The organism is Paenibacillus sp. ACRSA (assembly GCF_022346845.1).
Classification (GTDB): Bacteria; Bacillota; Bacilli; order Paenibacillales; family Paenibacillaceae; genus Paenibacillus.
Window position 1 is genome coordinate 13586 of record NZ_JAKRNP010000023.1, and the last position, 15355, is coordinate 28940.

At 43.7% G+C, this 15355-nt stretch carries 18 protein-coding genes; 11 read left to right on the plus strand and 7 right to left on the minus strand.

What is annotated here, in order from left to right:
- Window positions 1-4 precede the first annotated feature (4 nt).
- The 6 genes from MH215_RS28350 (at window position 5) to MH215_RS28375 (ending at window position 5002) form a co-directional block, all read left to right on the plus strand.
- Window positions 5-1984: a coiled-coil domain-containing protein gene (locus MH215_RS28350; protein ID WP_239294221.1), complete on the plus strand. Its 1980-nt coding sequence runs from the start codon at window positions 5-7 to the stop codon at window positions 1982-1984.
- Between the two features lie 579 nt (window positions 1985-2563).
- Window positions 2564-2905: a hypothetical protein gene (locus MH215_RS28355; protein ID WP_239294222.1), complete on the plus strand. Its 342-nt coding sequence runs from the start codon at window positions 2564-2566 to the stop codon at window positions 2903-2905.
- Between the two features lie 26 nt (window positions 2906-2931).
- Window positions 2932-3108, plus strand: a complete 177-nt coding sequence (locus MH215_RS28360) for a hypothetical protein (RefSeq protein ID WP_186381086.1) — start codon at window positions 2932-2934, stop codon at window positions 3106-3108.
- 24 nt (window positions 3109-3132) lie between these two features.
- On the plus strand, window positions 3133-3285 hold the full coding sequence (locus MH215_RS28365; protein ID WP_056698079.1) for a small acid-soluble spore protein P: 153 nt from the start codon (window positions 3133-3135) through the stop codon (window positions 3283-3285).
- Between the two features lie 266 nt (window positions 3286-3551).
- On the plus strand, window positions 3552-4646 hold the full coding sequence (locus MH215_RS28370; protein ID WP_239294223.1) for a hypothetical protein: 1095 nt from the start codon (window positions 3552-3554) through the stop codon (window positions 4644-4646).
- A 128-nt stretch (window positions 4647-4774) separates the two neighbouring features.
- Window positions 4775-5002, plus strand: coding sequence for a hypothetical protein (locus MH215_RS28375; protein WP_239294224.1), 228 nt, complete (start codon window positions 4775-4777; stop codon window positions 5000-5002).
- Between the two features lie 4 nt (window positions 5003-5006).
- Here MH215_RS28375 and MH215_RS28380 read toward each other — a convergent pair whose 3' ends face one another.
- Window positions 5007-5579, minus strand: a complete 573-nt coding sequence (locus MH215_RS28380; protein ID WP_056698085.1) for a GNAT family N-acetyltransferase — start codon at window positions 5577-5579, stop codon at window positions 5007-5009.
- Window positions 5580-5616: 37 nt separating this feature from the next.
- Window positions 5617-6117 (minus strand): tRNA adenosine(34) deaminase TadA, encoded by a 501-nt coding sequence (gene tadA / locus MH215_RS28385; protein ID WP_056698088.1) that lies wholly within the window; start codon window positions 6115-6117, stop codon window positions 5617-5619.
- Window positions 6118-6451: 334 nt separating this feature from the next.
- Between tadA and MH215_RS28390 the strand changes: the two genes are divergently transcribed.
- Together MH215_RS28390 and rluF are read left to right on the plus strand one after the other, a co-directional pair.
- The gene (locus MH215_RS28390; RefSeq protein WP_239294225.1) at window positions 6452-8791 is read left to right on the plus strand and encodes a PAS domain S-box protein; all 2340 of its coding nucleotides are present in this window, start codon (window positions 6452-6454) and stop codon (window positions 8789-8791) included.
- 18 nt (window positions 8792-8809) lie between these two features.
- A complete protein-coding gene (gene rluF / locus MH215_RS28395) occupies window positions 8810-9511 on the plus strand; it encodes a 23S rRNA pseudouridine(2604) synthase RluF (RefSeq protein WP_239294226.1) in 702 nt (233 codons plus the stop codon).
- 239 nt (window positions 9512-9750) lie between these two features.
- On the opposite strand, the gene motB is transcribed toward rluF, so the two are convergent.
- Together motB and motA are read right to left on the minus strand one after the other, a co-directional pair.
- Window positions 9751-10569: a flagellar motor protein MotB gene (gene motB, locus MH215_RS28400; protein ID WP_056698097.1), complete on the minus strand. Its 819-nt coding sequence runs from the start codon at window positions 10567-10569 to the stop codon at window positions 9751-9753.
- On the minus strand, window positions 10556-11356 hold the full coding sequence (gene motA / locus MH215_RS28405; protein WP_056698100.1) for a flagellar motor stator protein MotA: 801 nt from the start codon (window positions 11354-11356) through the stop codon (window positions 10556-10558). Before motA ends, motB begins: the two co-directional genes overlap by 14 nt.
- A gap of 234 nt (window positions 11357-11590) precedes the next feature.
- Here motA and MH215_RS28410 point away from each other — a divergent pair, with 234 nt between their 5' ends.
- From MH215_RS28410 to rbsK, 3 genes are all read left to right on the plus strand, one after another.
- A complete protein-coding gene (locus MH215_RS28410; RefSeq protein WP_145053396.1) occupies window positions 11591-11884 on the plus strand; it encodes a hypothetical protein in 294 nt (97 codons plus the stop codon).
- A 259-nt stretch (window positions 11885-12143) separates the two neighbouring features.
- Window positions 12144-12440, plus strand: a complete 297-nt coding sequence (locus tag MH215_RS28415; protein ID WP_056698106.1) for a 4a-hydroxytetrahydrobiopterin dehydratase — start codon at window positions 12144-12146, stop codon at window positions 12438-12440.
- A gap of 40 nt (window positions 12441-12480) precedes the next feature.
- Window positions 12481-13464 (plus strand): ribokinase, encoded by a 984-nt coding sequence (gene rbsK, locus MH215_RS28420; RefSeq protein WP_239294227.1) that lies wholly within the window; start codon window positions 12481-12483, stop codon window positions 13462-13464.
- A gap of 80 nt (window positions 13465-13544) precedes the next feature.
- Here rbsK and MH215_RS28425 read toward each other — a convergent pair whose 3' ends face one another.
- The 3 genes from MH215_RS28425 to MH215_RS28435 all read right to left on the minus strand — a co-directional run bounded on the left by MH215_RS28425 (window position 13545) and on the right by MH215_RS28435 (window position 15353).
- Entirely contained in the window at window positions 13545-13901 is a 357-nt protein-coding gene (locus MH215_RS28425) for a c-type cytochrome (RefSeq protein WP_056698111.1), read from the minus strand.
- Between the two features lie 154 nt (window positions 13902-14055).
- The gene (locus tag MH215_RS28430; protein ID WP_239294228.1) at window positions 14056-14547 is read right to left on the minus strand and encodes a GNAT family N-acetyltransferase; all 492 of its coding nucleotides are present in this window, start codon (window positions 14545-14547) and stop codon (window positions 14056-14058) included.
- A 335-nt stretch (window positions 14548-14882) separates the two neighbouring features.
- Window positions 14883-15353 carry a C40 family peptidase gene (locus tag MH215_RS28435; protein ID WP_056698118.1) on the minus strand — a complete coding sequence of 157 codons (471 nt, stop codon included), beginning with the start codon at window positions 15351-15353 and terminating at the stop codon, window positions 14883-14885.
- Between the last annotated feature and the right edge of the window lie 2 nt (window positions 15354-15355).

Genomic DNA, 15355 nt, shown 5'->3' on the forward strand with positions numbered 1-15355 from the left:
ATATATGAATACATACACTGATTCTCCTAAACTCGTTATAAATAAATTAATTTTGAAAGGTCATGAAAAAGATTATGTAGTTACTTTTTCGTTAGGTATCAATATTATTTATGGTGATTCTGATTCTGGTAAATCTAGTATATTAAATTTGATTGATTACTTGCTTGGGGCAAAGAAGATTTATATGTATGAGGAAATAGAAAAACATGGAAGATATGCATTGCTTGAAGTAGAACTAAACGGCAAGACTTACACTATAAAGAGAGACATATTTAAACCAGAGGATTTAATTGAAGTGTTCTCAACAGGCATTGAAAACATTAGCGATTTATTTCCGGCTCTATACAGTCCCAATTATAAGAAAGAGGGGCCAGCGGGATACTTCTCAGATTTTCTTCTTAATGCATTGAACATTCCTTTGGTAAAAATCAAGCAATCGCCCACTAAGGCAGATTCAGATTTAACTCGTTTAAGTTTCAGAGATATATTTAAGTATTGTTACCTTGACCAAGATGATGTCGGCAGTCGAAATATACTCGACAGTAACAGCCCAGTGGTTTTCACTAAAAATAAAGAAGTGTTCAAATTTATTTACAATCTATTAGACAGTCAAATTACTGACTTACAAGGGCAAATAAGTGAAAAAACGTCGGAGAAAAATAAATTAATAGAAAAACATGACGTAATAGCCTCTTTTTTTAGAGACACTCAAATTGATTCACTTGATTTACTGAATGAAGAACTAACTATGGTTAGAGACGAATTGGAATTAATCGAGATGGAACTTGCCTCAATTACTCAGCGTATGCGTTCCGATAGTTCATATTTTGATGATTTAAGAAAACTCATTGTTCATTTAGAAAGTGAAAATACAAAGTATAAGACAAATAAATCACTTAAGCTAGGGCAAATGGAACAACATATCCGCTTAAAAAAGGACTACAAGCAAGATATAGAGAAGTTAAGTTCATCGCTAGCGGTAATAAAAAAATTACCTGATAAGCATGAAGAGGTTGATTGTCCAGTCTGTAATAGTAGAATTGGATATGCTAAATTAGCTTTAAATTTTGAATCTAATCCAGTTGAAACTGTTAAAGCAGAAGTTAATAGCCTAAAAAATAGATTGAAAGAAATTGATACACTGATTGAAGAAGAGCGAAACAATATTATTCACCTTGAAAGCGAGGAACAACGCCTTTTAGAGAATCTTGAAAAAGCGAGAGAAATGCTGGATATTAATACTGAGAATTTTGTTGCTCCATTTATTACTCAAAGGGATGAATTTGTAGCTGAGAAAGCTAGGGTTTTGGAACGGATTAATAAAATAGAGCAACTAATAAAAATGAGAAAGCAGTTAAATGAACTAATATCTAATTCTGAAATATTGCAGAATCAAATTGCTATATTATTAGAGAAGTTGGATGCACTAAAAGCATCCGCGCCTTCTATTGACGATGTTCTAACAAACCTAGCAGATTACTTACGTGATTTCTTAATAAATATACCTATAAAAAATCCACATGGTATATCTATAAACAGTAAATCATTTTTGCCAGTGGTTAGAGAGCGTAATTATGCTGAATTAACTTCTGGTGGTTTAAGGACGCTTGTTTCTGTAGGATATTATTTTAGCCTTCTACAACATAGTCTAAGCAATGCTACAAATTATCCATCATTTATAATGATAGATACTATTGGTAAATATTTAGGCAAAACTAAGCGAGATAATGATTTAGAAGTCAGTAACGCAGATGATGCATTAGAAGGTTTGGATGACCCTACAAAATATATTAACTTGTATAAGCATATAGCCAAGATATCTGAAAGTATGCTTAAGAAACAGAAAAGTCACCAGATTATTATTGTAGATAATGACTTACCAGCAGATGCAAAAGGTGAGCTTATGATTCAGCAATACGTTGTTAAACATTTCAACTCAAGCGGCACAGATGGTGCAAGTATTGGTTTCATTGATAATGCTTAGAAATCAGTATGTAGTATGTCTCTATACTTGAAAAATAATGCATAATTCGTAAAAAGACGAGGAGATATTGATTTATACTATATAAACCAATAAAATCAAGCTATCTGACGGTCACATATTCAAAGAAGCTTTTTAACTCAGACCGCTGTAGCGATTCAACAATAAAGTGCCATAAACTCAATCATGCTAAGGCTTGGTGGCTTATCACAACTAGGGGCGGTCTTGAAAACCGTTAGGGGGCAACTCCACGTGGGTTCGAATCCCACCCTCTCCGCCATACTACATTAATAACAAGGATTTGAGCTGATGCTCAAGTCCTTTTTTGATTTTATTAAAGGGAACTGGCTGTACAGATCCGTTAACGTTAAGCATGTCGTAGCTGGTGCAGAATAGGTCGTGTCACTCTGAGTTTCATCTTGAATATGAACTTGTGGGTTGGCCAAATATGCAGTGGTTATAGGCTGTTATTGCTGGTTGAATAGGTTTGCTATGGATTCATGTGGAAATGTGAAATCAAGCAGGAGCGAGATGCATAAAAACATCTTCATCGCCGCACTTTATAGAAGTGGAGGTGGTAAGATGAACCGCGAGTTAAACATCAATCAATCAGAGCTTGTTGGCGCTTGGCAAGAGCGTTTACCCGAAGTCCTGAATGTTGGCGATCAAGCACAAGTTATGGCAGACGAAGCCGATGAGCAGGCCATTCGTATTCACATTGCGACTGCTGGGCACCAAATGTACTCTTTTGACTTCAAATGTGCTTATGTAGATTCCCGGGAGGTCGACGTGCAATTAGTCGATGTCGAACGGGATGGACAGTCAACGGATGAGCGAACAGAGCCGATTCAGGAGCTTGCTCACGACTACACTCGGCACATTCATGAATGCGCTCAATCGTTACAATCTAGAACCAGACCATAACCCTAAATGGGGAAGGAGTGATTCGAGTGAGCAAAGCCAAAGCGGGAGTGGACAAAAATCTACAAAACGTAGCTGCAGACCTTGAGCAAACGGCTGTCAACAGCCACCATGCGCAGCAAATTCAGCAGGACGTGAATGACCGTCGACATCAAGATTCACTGAATCATGATAAAACGGAAGACATGAATCCATCTCATTCCTAATTATAAAAGGGGGAACAGAACACCATGAGCAAACCTAAAGCTGTCCCTGTACCTGAAGCACAACCGTCTAAACAGCATAGACAACCTTCTAAGGGATCTTCCATGCAAGAGCCATTATCGGGTTCCAAAAAGGTGAAAAACCAAAATCATGTTGATCACTTGAACCCTGAGGGTTAAACATGCTGTAAGTAAAATAGAGTCTGTACTACTTGATAAATGAACAGAATACCAAAAAGTCCGGTGGGTAAAGCCGGATTTTTTTGCGTATTCGTACATATATAGACGTTGTGAACCGTTACCATTGAAATCTGACATAGGTCTTTGTAGCCAATTTGCAGAAGAAAGATCACAAATTTCCCAAATCGTGTTTCCGTTTCAGAATAAATGGTATATCATTGATGTTGAATTATTTTTTTGGGGTTATCACGAGAGGAGAGAAACAAATGAAGAAACGCATGGGGGCACTTCTACTTACAATGTTGTTGACCGTGTCTATGGCATTAACAGCATGTGGTACGAAGCAAGAACCAAAAGAGGCTTTGAAGACGGCTGCGTCCAATGCTTCTAAACTAACTTCGTATGAAATGAGTTCCAACTTTACAATTAATGATCTGAGCTATAAACCTGGAGCAGAGTCACAAGGTGATCCAACCATGACCCAGTTTATGAGTATGCTGAAAGACGCTCAGTTGAACGTGACAGGCGTTTACCAAAGTGAGCCTATGCAAACGGAAATGACGCTTGGCATTGAGCTCAAAGGTGATATGGGCATGACGTTCAATATCCCAATGGTTATGACAGCAGAGAAGCTCTATGTTAAGGTACCAAATGTTCCATTCTTCCCTATTCCAGAAACGATCGTTAACAAATTTGTGGAGATCGACCTGAAGGAACTGGCTGAACAAGAAGGAACTGAGTTCAATCCGCAAGCTATGGATGCTGCAAAAACACAGAAGCTCAGCAACGAAGTGATGGATGCGGTATTGGGCGAATATGATCAAGAGAAATTCTTCAAAAACATTGCTGTGAAAGATGCAGCACTTCCTGAAGAAGTAGATGCTAAACAAGTCGTGCAATTCTCAGTTACGAATGACAATGTAAAAGAAGCTGTTACTGTACTGGTAACGAAAGCATTGCCTAAAGTAATGGACATCGTGTCCAAAGAGGAATACCGCGAAATGCTGCAATTGAGCCAAGAAGATATTGATAGAGCGAAGGAAGATCTGAATATCACTGAGGCTGATCAAGCTGAAATGTCCAAAGATCTGGATAAATTGAAAGAAACGCTCACAATCAATAAATTCAACATTGACTTTGCCTTGGATAAACAAGACTTCCCCGTTTATCAAAAAATGGATGCTGATCTGTTGATCAAACAACCGGACACCAAGGATGAAGTTAAATTGGCTTTCACAGGTTCGAATACGTACACTAAAATCAACGAAAAACCAGCGTTTAAAATCAACATTCCAACTGGTGATAACGTGATTACAATGCAAGAGCTCGAAGAACTGATGAATTCTTCTTACGGTTACTAATACCTACGTAATCTCACAAGACCGCTTATAATCAAACGGAAGAACGTTTTCCGCTTTGAATATAGGCGGTTTTTGCATGAAATGAGTGTAACAGTCTATACAGACTATCTCATTTTAGGAACTTCAATATGGAGGATTCATCTCTACCTGCTGTAGCGGATGAGTGGGAGAAAAGCGAAGTATGGAAAGGGCTAAAAGCTGTGAAGAATGGTCATGTCTACAAAATAAAAGTACAAACGATCTGTGATGTAAAGAAAAACCGCACAACTCCCTTTTTTGGGGGTGATGCGGTTTTTTGTTACACGCCTATTTCTCGGGGTGATGTAGTGTTTGGATGGAAACGGACTATACTGTGAGCGACTAGTCGGATAATTGTTCATGCAGATCATCAACGAGAACAGCGTATATCTGATGGTCTTGATATTGCCCATTAATCTTAAGGTATTTACGTGCAATACCTTCTGCTTGAAAGCCGTTCTTCTCAAGCACACGTTGTGATCCTTGATTGGAAGGCAGAATGGCGGCTTGTACACGATTCAGCTTCAGAGCACGAAATGCGTAGGCTACAGCCAATTTCACAGCAGCAGTCATTCGTCCGCCCCCTTGATAGTCGGGGTGGATGAAGTAACCCATATCTGCATAGTTGGCGACACCGTGGACAACATTGTTTAGGCTAACTTGTCCAATGAGAGTGCTGTCCTGGATTGTATAAATCCCGAACTGATACCCGGTTCCTTCTTCAGAAGCCTTCATTCGATCCTGTATGCGTCTAGTCTGGGCTTCCAGCGTATAGAACTCATCCTCTCGTATAGGCTCTACAGATTGATAGGGGATGCGTGTAATCTGAATCAGATCTAGATAGGCCTGTGTATCTTCTGATGTTAATAAACGAAGACTGATACCGTGAGGTGTGTCGTATAGGGTCAGTGCCATAATTACGTTGCACATCCTTTCAAAGTGGATAAAGCCTTTATTTTTTACGTAAACGTCGGAAAAATTGAGTGAGCATGGTGGAGCATTCAGGCTGGAGTACATCCGGGATGACATCTGTTCGATGATTAAACCTCGGCTCCTGCAACAGGTTCATCAATGTTCCTGCACATCCGGCCTTTGGATCAGCCGTGCCGTAGATTACACGTGGAACGCGTGATTGTACGATCGCACCCGCACACATGGGGCAAGGCTCAAGCGTAACATACAGACTGCAATCCAGCAGTCGCCAAGCTCCAATCGTTTCACTGGCCTGACGAATTGCGACCATTTCTGCATGAGCTGTCGAATCCAGCGTTGTTTCTCGCAGGTTATATCCACGTCCGACGATCCGGTTATTCTGCACGATGACAGCCCCAATAGGAACTTCCCCAAGTGCCTCCGCTTTTTGTGCCTCAGCAATGGCTTCCCGCATCCAGTACTCGTGCCTAGCATCTTCCGGAAGGTGGGAAAGATCAATATGGGAGGAAATATCATTCATTACAGTTAAAAGCCCCTTTCAAAAACGGTTTATTCAGCGAACAAATATTCGGTTTGTTAACATGTTGTGTATAAGTCTGTGGATAACTACCGAGTTGCTCACATAGTTATAAACATACTATCCACAACCCTGTGGATTTGTGTATAGTTTTTGTGACTTATTTAATTGTAGACATGGAAAAAGCGAAAAAACAATAAATTTCGAGCTTTTTAGCTAAACGGTAACTTTTGGACTATGGTCAAATATCCTTTTCAAAACCACATACAACCGTTATGATGGATATAGGTTTTGCCATATATCGCCAAAGGGTACAAGCCGAGAGGTGAACAAAAAGTTGTCTATAAAAACGAAATTATCCATGATTATGTCTTGTTCAGTGCTCGTTATTTTGGTGCTGAATATTGCACTGAGTTATTATACTACAGAGGAAAACCTTAGACAGGACAGCGAAAATAAAATGGTGCTGACTGCTAAACAGATCGCGATTTCTGTCGAACAGAATCAGTATAGTTCAGAATATGTAAAACGCCAGATTGGCAGTAATCTGTGGCTTGCTTCGGTTATGGCTGCAGAAGAACTAGATCCGGATATTAATAATATCACAAATGAAGACCTTGTACGTGTGAGCAAAAAGGTCGGCGTGTCCCACATATCGCTCATGGAACAGACCGAGGATGATATCGTGGTAACCCGTTCTTCCGATCCGCGGGAGATTGGACTTTCCACAAAATCCATGACGTATTGGTATCAGGCCTTCAAGCAATTGTTCGAAAAGCATCAGGTCACCATTCCCCAAGGGCAAGCGCTGGATCATTTCTGGTCAGATGGATTCGAGTATTCGACATCCAGTCCGTCAGATATTGATATTTGGGGCTACTACCATGATGGGAAGAGGAACTACATAATCAATCCCTTCTATAATAATGCCGAAGTTGATGACTATGTGAAGATCTCTGGTCCAGATGAGATTTTGAACAAAATTCGCGAAGTTAATCCTTCTATTCTTGAGATTACAGGTATTAATCCTTTAACCTTTGGTAGTCCAAGTATGAACGATGACGGAAGAGATAGTAACTTTAGCAAGTTAAACAGCAAACCAATCAGGTTCGGAACATATCAATATGGCACAACAGAAGAGGATCACCGTGCGGTGGTGAAAGCTATTCGTACGGGACAGAACGTTTCTTTTGTCAGCGAAACACATGATCAAAAAGTGTTAAAGAGTTTTATTCCTATTTTTACTCCTAATCAATCGTCTTATGTAATCGGAATTGTCATGGACTATAAGCAGATATCTTCCATGGTGTCAGAGCAGTTGGTCAGCCATGCCTCGATCTCCCTTGTATTGCTTGAGATTGTAATCTTCGGCAGTTATCTGCTCGCAGGATATATTACACGTCCAATTCAATTGATATTAGGCAAAGTAAATGATGTCGTTGATGGGCATTTCGATTTCCGTCTGAAAGTGAGAAGGAAGGATGAGCTCGGACAGCTCGCCAACCGAATTAATGCCATGATTCGCAATCTTGGTCATTATACGAATCGCCTCAAGCAGATGTATGAAGAGAACCGCGCAGTCAAAGAGCATCTAGAATCGATTATTAATCAGACTGCGGATGCGATTCATATTACGGATCTCGATGGAAATGTGCTTCGGGTAAACCGTGCTTTTGAGCAGCTATACGGCTGGCGTAGCCGTGAAGTAGAAGGGCGCACCTTGAAGATCATCCCTCCAGAGGCAGAAGAGGAACGGCGTGAGCAGCATGCTCAGTTAATTGAGGGTATGTCAATCACCTCTAATGAAACGACTTGGATGAAGAAGGATGGAACTCGTGTAGAAGTCAGTGTAAGTACTGCTCCTGTTCGAGACGAAGAGGGCGAAATCACAGCACTTATCAGTGTATCGCGAGACATCACAAGTCGCAACCGAATGGAAGAGCTGCTGAGACGTTCTGAGAAGTTAACGACTGTAGGACAATTGGCTGCTGGCGTTGCGCACGAAATTCGGAATCCACTAACCACGTTGCGTGGGTTCCTTCAACTTCAACAGCAGACGAACAAGCTCAATCATCGCCATCTAGACTTAATGCTGTCAGAGCTAGATCGGATCAATCTCATCGTTGGTGAGTTCCTGATCTTGGCGAAGCCACAGGCGGTACATTTCCAAGATCGGGATATCCGTTTTATCCTGGGAGATGTGATCTCACTGCTCGATAGCCAAGCGCATCTGCATGGTGTAGAATTTGTGCTAAGTGCCTCTTCCGATTCTGCTATGGTACACTGTGAAGAGAACCAATTGAAGCAGGTGTTTATTAACCTGCTCAAAAATGGTATGGAGGCGATGCCTAATGGAGGAAGTATTCAAATTCGTCTTCACCATGAGGAAGAGCTGAATCGAGTAAGGATTGAGATCAAGGACGAAGGAATTGGTATTCCTGAAGAGATGATGCCGAAGCTAGGCGAACCGTTCTTTACCAACAAAGAGTCGGGAACGGGGCTTGGTCTGATGGTCAGTCAGCGCATCATTCAATCACATAAGGGCATGATGGATATTAGAAGTGTCATGAACAAGGGGACAACGGTTATTATTGATCTTCCGGCTTCGGATAAGTTGCCAGAGCAGGCAGGAGACGATAACAGCACGGAGCAGCCCCCTACAGACGAAGAGAACTAGATGAGGTGAGATGACCTTTTGCGTATCAATAAATTTATTAGTGAGACAGGTTACTGTTCCCGGCGTGAAGCGGACAAGTTAGTCGAGAGTGGGAAAGTAACGATTAATGGTGTCCAGGCAGAGCTAGGTAGTCAGGCTGAAGAAGGCGATGATGTACGCATTAATGGACAGCCGATCCAGGAGAAAAGAAAACATGTGTACATCGCGCTGAACAAGCCGGTGGGTATCACCAGTACGACGGAGCAACATATCAAGGGGAACATTGTAGATTTTGTAGGCCACACAGAGCGGATCTTCCCGATTGGTCGATTAGATAAAGATTCAGAAGGTTTGATTCTTATGACCAATGATGGGGACATTGTGAACCGGGTTTTAAGAGCAGAGGGTCGCCATGAGAAGGAATATATCGTTACCGTGGATCGACCAGTAACTGCAAGCTTCCTACAGGGTATGAGTACAGGGGTCAAAATTCTTGGCGAAATGACGCTTCCTTGCAAAGTGACTCGTATCTCGGATCGAATGTTCCGTATTATACTGACCGAAGGAAAGAACCGCCAGATTCGCCGGATGTGCAGTGCATTTGGTTATGAGGTTCGGAAGCTGAAAAGGATTCGTATCATGAACATTCATCTGGGGGAACAAGCTACGGGCAAGTGGAGAGAGTTAACTGCGGCAGAGAAAGCAGAACTCGGTAGTCTGCTCGACTATTCATTAGAATAATAAGAGAGCATAGCCAGAGTGTAAATAAAGCCAGCGTTCGGGAGTCCCTAAGGGATTACAGGATGCTGGCTTTCTTCATCTGCCCATAGGAGCAGAGCAAGAACCATTAATAGCAACAAAGTAATAATACCGGGATTCCACAGCAGAGTAGGAGGTAAAACAAAAGTGCCACTCCCCTTGGTAAAAGGAAAGCGGCACGTATCGTTTGTTCGGAATAGCTTATGCTATTTATAGGGCTTCTAGTTAGCCGAATCAACAGCTTTTACAGACGAGTTGTTACTTTGATATTTCCGAATGATGGAAACCTCTACACGTCGATTCTGTGCTCGTCCAACATTCGTATCGTTACTAGCGATTGGATGGTACTCTCCGTAGCCGCTAGGTGTGAACTTGGAAGGATCGAGCGATGTATTAAGCAACAGAATTTTGAGGAAGTTGAGGGCACGATCTGCACTCAAATCCCAGTTATCCTTATATTGGTTGTTGGAAATGGGAATATTATCGGTATGACCGGATACAACCACTTCATATTCTGGGAACTCCTGAAGCATACTTGAGATCGCTTTGGCCAAGGAGCGCGATTCTGGTTTCACATCGGCTCGTCCAGAGGAGAACAAGGCATTATCACTGATCGTGATCTTCAGTTCCGACTGATTTAACTTGGTGTTAAGCTGATCGGAAAGTCCATTTTTTGAAATATACTGATCCAGACGTTCTTTGAGCTTCTCCAGATCCTCTTGCTCTTTCTGAGCCATCTGAGCATCGGTGATCTGATTTGGTGATTTTTTCGTAATCTCCTCAGGCTGTTCTTTCTTCTTACCAAGATCAGCACCCGGAGTTTCAGGATTCATGGAGCTATAATCAAGGACACCTGATCCACCATTCAATGCGCTGCTTAGTGCGGAAGCCATTTGCTCAAACTTACCCGCATCAATGGAACTCATGCCGAACAACACAATAAACAGAGCGAGCAACAAGGTCATCAAGTCAGAATAAGGGAGCAACCAACTCTCGTCTATATGCTCTTCATGTGGTTCATGCTTCTTAGCCTTTTTCACCTGATGAACCCTCCTTCTCTTCCAGTTGTTTACGTTCGGAAGGTGTCAGGAATACAGATAATTTCTGATTGATAGCAATGGTGGAAACACCGGATTGAATCGAGAGCAGGCCCTCAACCATCATGAGCTTGATTTCCATCTCTTGCTTGGACATCCGCTTCAACTTGTTGGACATTGGATGCCACAGTACATAACCTGTAAAGATACCCAAGAGGGTAGCGATGAATGCTGCTGCAATCGCTTGTGAGAGCTTATCCATATCGCTAAGGTCGGCAAGGGCTGCGATCAAACCAACTACGGCTCCAAGAACGCCGAGTGTTGGAGCATACATACCTGCTTGGGAGAAGATCAGTGCACCACTGCGGTGACGTTCCTCTGTAGTGTGAATGTTTTCCATTAAAACATCGCTGACGAAATCTTGATCGTTCCCGTCGATAATCATTCGCATGCCGCTGCGGAGGAAATGATCGTCGATTTCTTCAACTTTTGATTCTAGTGCAAGCAAACCTTCACGACGGGTAGTGGAAGCCCAGTCCATAAATGTGCCGATTAGGGATACGCGATCGATCAATTTTTGCTGTTTGAACAAAATTCCGAAGAGCTTCGGAATTCTCTTGACTTCTGACATAGGGAATGCCATAAAAATACTTGCTGCGGTACCAACAAATATAATCATATAGGCTGCTGGGTTGTTGACCAGATTAATTACGGGAGCATGCTTCAACATCATACCGATTACAAGTGAAGCGAGTCCCAAAACAAGTCCAATAATTGTTGAAATGTTCATCATACACCTCATCCATGAGATAAAATTGAATCCTTTCAAGCGGCTATATTCGGGCTTCCGGACGAACGTAGAGCCGCAATTCGTTTCATGCTCAGCACTCTTTTGGATTGCCAAAACAGTTAAAACGATCATGTATAGTATTTATCGACCAATAGGCCTTTTTTTTTAAGGGTTATTTTCAGTTATAATAAGATGAAATCCGCTCCTTAGGAGCCGAATAGGAGTGAAAAGCCAATGGGCGTAAAGCATGGACGGGATTATGAAGGAATATTGACAGATTTAACACAGGCTCTCAGTCGTATACCGGATCGGTATGTTTTCTTTGAAATGGATTCGGAAGAGTGGAGCAGATTAGGCGAAGCGGAGCAGCTTGAAGTCGATGAGGCACTGGCAGAGGATCTGTTCTATGCGCTAGGTGAGGAATCGGTTATTCCAGTTGGCAGCGGGGTTGTCATCCATGATAAGGATCAGCACCGGATTCATATTTTGATTGGAGAAGAAGAGCTCACCTTTGTACCGCTTATTTAGCTTGCAAAGAAGCGTTAATTCAGGGTCAGATATCATGGGAGATAAACCCCTGAAAGCCTTATGGTTATTGGCTCTACCGTCATCTGTTAGATTGGATTTTGAGGCTTGTCCATGGTAAGATGATAGTCATGAAACGGCGAATCGCACTGCGGTGAACCAACCGTTTGGGGCTAGTGGGTAGTGCCAAAGGTTTCGTTGGTAGCATAGATGGATACGGAAGTATGGTGATGTTTCCATCGTATGGGGAGGAAGATAACGTATGGTTTTTTCGCAAGAGGAAGTCGAAGCTCATCTGGGAAGGCTTGAAGGCTGGGAACTAGAGGAGGGACGATGGATTGTCCGCAAATTTGTGTTTTCTAACTACATGAAAGGGATTGCATTTGTAGATGAGGTCGCTGCGATCTCGGAAGCATTTAATCATCATCCTTTCATTACGATTGATTATACAACAGTCACGCTACGTCTCACGTCATGGGATGACGGAGGCATTACATCTGTAGATATTAAAGAAGCGGAGCAATTCAACGAAACATTTGAGAAAATGAGGGCGGAATAACCACTCGGTTAGGCTCGTCTGCTAGAAATGGGTGAACGGCATGTCAGACAACAATCAGAAACATCCGCTTATCGCTGTCGTTGGTAGCCTCAATATGGATCTTGTCGTCAAAACGGATACGATTCCAGAAGAGGGAGAAACGGTCAGCGGGGAAGAGTTGCACTATCTTGCTGGTGGCAAAGGGGCTAACCAGGCAGTGGCCTCTGCTCGTCTCGGTGGGCAGACAACGATGATTGGAGCTGTAGGGACAGATGTGTTTGGCGAACGCCTGCTTCGTAGCCTGCATGAGAGTGGGGTAGATGCATCGCAGGTTCGTGTCATGGATGAGTCAGCGACGGGTACAGCCTCGATCTGGCTCTCCAATGGAGATAACCGAATTGTTGTTATCCCAGGGGCGAATGGAAAGGTAGTACCGGAGATGCTGGAAGAGGCGGATACGGTGAAAAGCCTGACTGCAGCCGCAGCGGTGCTGCTGCAGCTTGAGATTCCGCTGCCAGCGGTCACCCGCGCCGCTACTCTAGCGGCAGAAGGCAGCGCACTGGTGGTGCTCAACCCGGCTCCGGCAGTGCCGGGTCTGCCCCAGGAGCTCCTGCGGTGCGTTGACGTCGTCACGCCGAACCGCAGTGAGCTCGCCGTGCTTACCGGCCGGGATCAACTCCGGCCGGAAGACCTGGATGCGGCGGTCGCAGAGCTCGCCGCATCCCTCGGGGCCGCCGTCGTCACGACGCTCGGCCCCGAGGGGGCTGTGTACGCGGCAGCGCCAGGCGGCCGCGTACAAGCAGGGCGTGCCGGCGCGTGCCGTGCGCCCGGCTACGCCGTAAGCGCCGTCGATACGACCGGCGCTGGCGACTGCTTCAACGGCGCACTGGCAGTAGCCCTTGCGCGCGGCGAGACGCTTGACGCGGCCGTAAGCTTCGCTATGGGCGCGGCTGCGCTATCTGTGACGAAGCTGGGTGCCCAGTCAGGAATGCCGTCTGCAGATGAAGTAGAGGCATTTCTTGCACAGCAGACATCAAGCAACTGATTCTATCATTGATGTGTCCAAGCACAGAGAAGAGGCTGTTACACCCCGGGTAGGGAGGTAATAGCCTCTTCGGTCATCCGTTACTTTTTCTCGGCGAGCCACATCGCAATGTTGGCAATCTCTTCATCTTGCAGTCGATCCTTGAACGCAGGCATACCGCCTTTACCTTTGACGATCGTGGAGTAGATCTTCTCAACGTCATCCTGACTTCCGATGTTCGCAAGAGCTGGACCTACGCCCCCTTGAAGCTGATCACCGTGACAGGAAATACAATTGGCTTTCACCAGTGCTTCAGCCTGTCCGGCATCCATCGTGACTTCCGGCATAGTTGGTTTAGCTTCCTGGGCAACCTCTTCTTTTCCTGGAAGCGTAAACATTAAAATAATAGCAAACGCGCACGCTGCAAAAAATACCCCGCTCATGATCCATTTGTGCATCCCTTATGTCCCCTCCAGAATGAAAGATCACCTAACTGAATCTGTCCATATCATTATAACGGAACTGTCCATGACATCATAGCATTTTGTGGTAATTTTTTGAAACTTATCAACTAAAAGCGGGAATCGTATTAGCTCATAACAATCTTATAAGTTAACGAGCTCCTGTATACACCATACAATAAAAAGGTTGCAAGCCAGTAGGTGTCTGACGTTCGTATGTATCTTGGGTGATAAAACCAACCTTTTCATAGACCCGGATGGCTCTTGTGTTCCAGGTGAGCACTTCTAAATCAATTTCATTTGAGGGATTCCTGCGAATGGCTTCTTGTACAATCGCAGACACAAATTCAACACCTTGGCCGTGACCACATCGTTCGGGATGCATACCTAGTCCAATTCGGGTGACTCCGACCAGCGGGAAGAACTGTGCAAAACCGCAGATTTCATCATTCTCGCCCCAAATGACAGCATATTGGTCTTTCCTTAGCTGCAAATCTCCAAATTCGACTTCAAGTGCCTTCATCTGTTCCCAAGGAAGCCAGCTATAAATATTATAAGGTGGGTTGTATTGCCAACTGCATATCTGCTGAGCGTGTTCTTCTTCCATAGGTTTAACGTGAAACGTCACAGAAGCTTCGTCCATACTTACTGCACGCTCCTCTCATTTGTAGGATAGGTACCTCTTCAAAACCGAACAAGCTCTTGAATGGGGATGGATCCTACAGATCATGTGTCAATGTATAGATATTCCTAACATTACTCTACAGAACGTGGTGTAGTTTTGGCAAGTCTTCGTAAAATAGAAAAAAATTGAAACAAAAGATCAGTTCATTACGTTTATATTACAATAGGATGGGTAAAAACATCATAAGGGCACGGACGAAGAAGCACAAAAAAACCGCCGGATACATTCCTGCGGAGAATGGATCGGGCGGTTCTGTTATGCTTGGTTACAGTATGATGTTGCTCAGCTTGTCCCTAGTCACGTGCGAGTGTTTCATACGCGTCCGTGCTCATAATACGTTTAGCGCCAACATAGCGGTTAGCCCAGTAGTTTTCGCTCAGTGCGCTAATGGTAACGCCTTTGGAAGAAGAGGAGTGTGCAAACTTACCTTCTCCAACGAAAATTCCTACGTGTGATACTCCACTGCCGGAAGTATTAAAGAATACTAGATCGCCAGGTCTCATTTCTGAACGGGAAACGGAATCACCCATGTCGAATTGGGAGCTTGATTGGCGTGCCAAATCAATCCCAAGCTTGTCGAATACATACCGTGTAAATCCAGAGCAGTCAAAGCCGTTAAGCGTTGTTCCCCCGCTTTTGTATGTAGTTCCCATTGCTGAGTCAATTACTTCATCCATTTTTGAATCTGCGAACGCGCTGCCAGCTCCAAGCGATAATGCGAATGTGAGGCTAAGTACAGCTGCGGTTAGTTTCTTCTTGAACAAGA